Here is a 2179-nt window from a genome sequence, read left to right as displayed (position 1 = left end):
GAGGACATTTGACGTGCATCGGCAACACGTCCCGCGGTACGCTGAACTTACGTAAGAAATCGTCGAACCGATATTGCCCTTTGGGGAAGTGCAGACTGCAAAATGGAAGCTGACTTCGCCGGCTTCGCAGACCCACGGCGAATTACCGGATGTCTATGATGAACAGCTATTTCAGTCAGATCAGCGTTCGTCGTCGACGAGCCGCGCCAGCGCCTTCGCTATTTGGTCGTTCAATTCGCGGTTAAGCGAGGCCCGCTCCTCGCGCATGATCAGGGCCACCTGCTGGCGCTTGAGGCCTTCGGTGGCGCACCGGCTCTGCTTGTCCCTGACAATGCCAAGGTGGCGGTGATCAAGGCCTGCCATTTTGATCCGCAGGTCAATCGCACCTATGCCGGGATGGCGGCTCATTACGGCAGTGCCGTCCTGCCGACCCGGCCACGCCGTCCGCGTGACAAGGCGAAAGTCGAAGCCGCGGTTCGTATCGTCGAGCGCTGGCTGCTCGGGCGGCTGCGTCACCGCGTCTTCTACAGCCTTGGCGACGTCAACGCTGCGATCGTCGGATTGCTCGCTGATCTTAACGATCAGCGTGTTCTACGCCGTGTCGGACGGACAAGACGACAGTTGTTCGAAGAGCTTGATTACCCCGCTTTGCGGCCTCTTCCGGTCGACCGATACGTCTTTGCTGAATGGAAGATACGCCGGGCCGGTCTCGATTATCATGTCGATATCGACAAGCACTTTTACTCCGTGCCCTACCGTTTTGCCCGTGAGCAGGTCGAGGCGCGGATCACGGCCAATACCATCGAGATCTTCTACAAAGGCGAACGGATCGCCGCCCACCGGCGATCGAGCGGCAATGGCAAGCACACGACGACGCCAGAGCACATGCCATCTTCGCACCGCCGCTTTGCCGACTGGACGATCGAGCGCATCAGCCGCGAGGCATCGGCAATCGGATCGGACGTTGCGTTGCTCTGCGAGCGCATTCTCGCCGACCGGCCGCATCCCGAGCAAGGCTACCGGGCCTGCCTGGGCATTATCCGCCTCGTCAAAGCGTTTGAGCGCGAGAGGGTCAATGCGGCCTGCGGTCGGGCATTGGAAATCGGCGCTCGAACCTATGGATCGGTGCGCTCCATTCTCGACAATCATCTCGACCGATCTTCGGCGTCATCAGGCACAGCATCATCTGAACCCATCCACCACTCCAACATCCGCGGTCCCCGCTATTACCACTAAGGAGAAGTCATATGCTTGCGCATCCAACTCTTGATAAACTGAACGATATGGGCCTGACCGGCATGGCCAAAGCCTTCAACGAACTGCTCACCAACGGCGAAAGCGATCAGCTTTCCCATGCCGAATGGCTCGGACTTCTGCTGGAGCGAGAATGGAGTTCGCGTCACGATCGCAAGCTTGCCGCCCGTCTGCGGTTTGCCAAGCTTCGTCATCACGCTGTGCCAGAGGATGTCGATTACCGCAGCGAACGCGGTCTCGATCGGGCGCTGTTCATGAAGCTGATCGGCGGCGATTGGATCGATGCTCACGACAATCTCGCGATCTGCGGGCCGTCCGGCGTCGGCAAAAGTTGGTTGGCTTGTGCGCTTGGGCACAAGGCCTGCCGGGATGACCGCTCTGTTCTCTATCAGCGTGTGCCGCGGCTGTTTGCCAATCTTGCCCTTGCCCACGGCGACGGCCGTTATGCCAGGCTTCAGCGCACCCTCGGTCACGTCCAGCTCCTGATATTGGACGATTGGGGTCTTGAGCCGCTCAACGAGCAGGCCCGCCATGATCTTCTCGAGATCCTCGAAGACCGCTACGGACGCCGCTCCACGATCATCACCAGCCAGCTCCCGGTATCAGCCTGGCACGAGATCATCGGTAATCCAACCTACGCCGACGCCATCCTCGATCGCCTCGTTCACAACGCTCATCGCATCGACCTATCCGGCGAAAGCTTGCGACGAAATCAGATCCGGAAATCTTGACTCATTACACGATTGAACTGAGCAGGACCCCAGCCTCAAGGGGGCGAGATCATCCCGGAATCCGGGGGCGCAATCATCTCGGAACAAAGGGGCGGCTTCATCGGAATCGGCACGAACGGGGTGAGCGTGACGGTGGAATGCAGTGATGTCGATGGGTTGACTGCCATAATAGGAGCGCTGGGTCATGTTCAGAC

At 59.3% G+C, this 2179-nt stretch carries 2 protein-coding genes and 1 pseudogene; 2 read left to right on the top strand and 1 reads right to left on the bottom strand.

Features of this window, described 5'->3' with window-relative positions; translation table 11 throughout:
• Positions 1-180: 180 nt before the first annotated feature.
• Complete coding sequence (locus AAAB35_RS12390) at positions 181-363, bottom strand: hypothetical protein (RefSeq protein ID WP_162742163.1); 183 nt, start codon at positions 361-363, stop codon at positions 181-183.
• On the opposite strand from AAAB35_RS12390, the pseudogene AAAB35_RS12385 reads away from it, so the two are divergent.
• Positions 277-1236: pseudogene (locus tag AAAB35_RS12385) on the top strand (IS21 family transposase); the annotation flags it as partial. The gene AAAB35_RS12390 and the pseudogene AAAB35_RS12385 overlap by 87 nt on opposite strands.
• 11 nt (positions 1237-1247) lie before the next feature.
• Positions 1248-1985, top strand: a complete 738-nt coding sequence (gene istB / locus AAAB35_RS12380) for an IS21-like element ISRel16 family helper ATPase IstB (RefSeq protein WP_113113701.1) — start codon at positions 1248-1250, stop codon at positions 1983-1985.
• The last annotated feature ends 194 nt before the right edge of the window (positions 1986-2179 follow it).

This window comes from Phyllobacterium sp. (assembly GCF_037994425.1).
Classification (GTDB): domain Bacteria; phylum Pseudomonadota; class Alphaproteobacteria; order Rhizobiales; family Rhizobiaceae; genus Phyllobacterium.
This window is presented reverse-complemented; position numbering and strand designations above follow the sequence as displayed.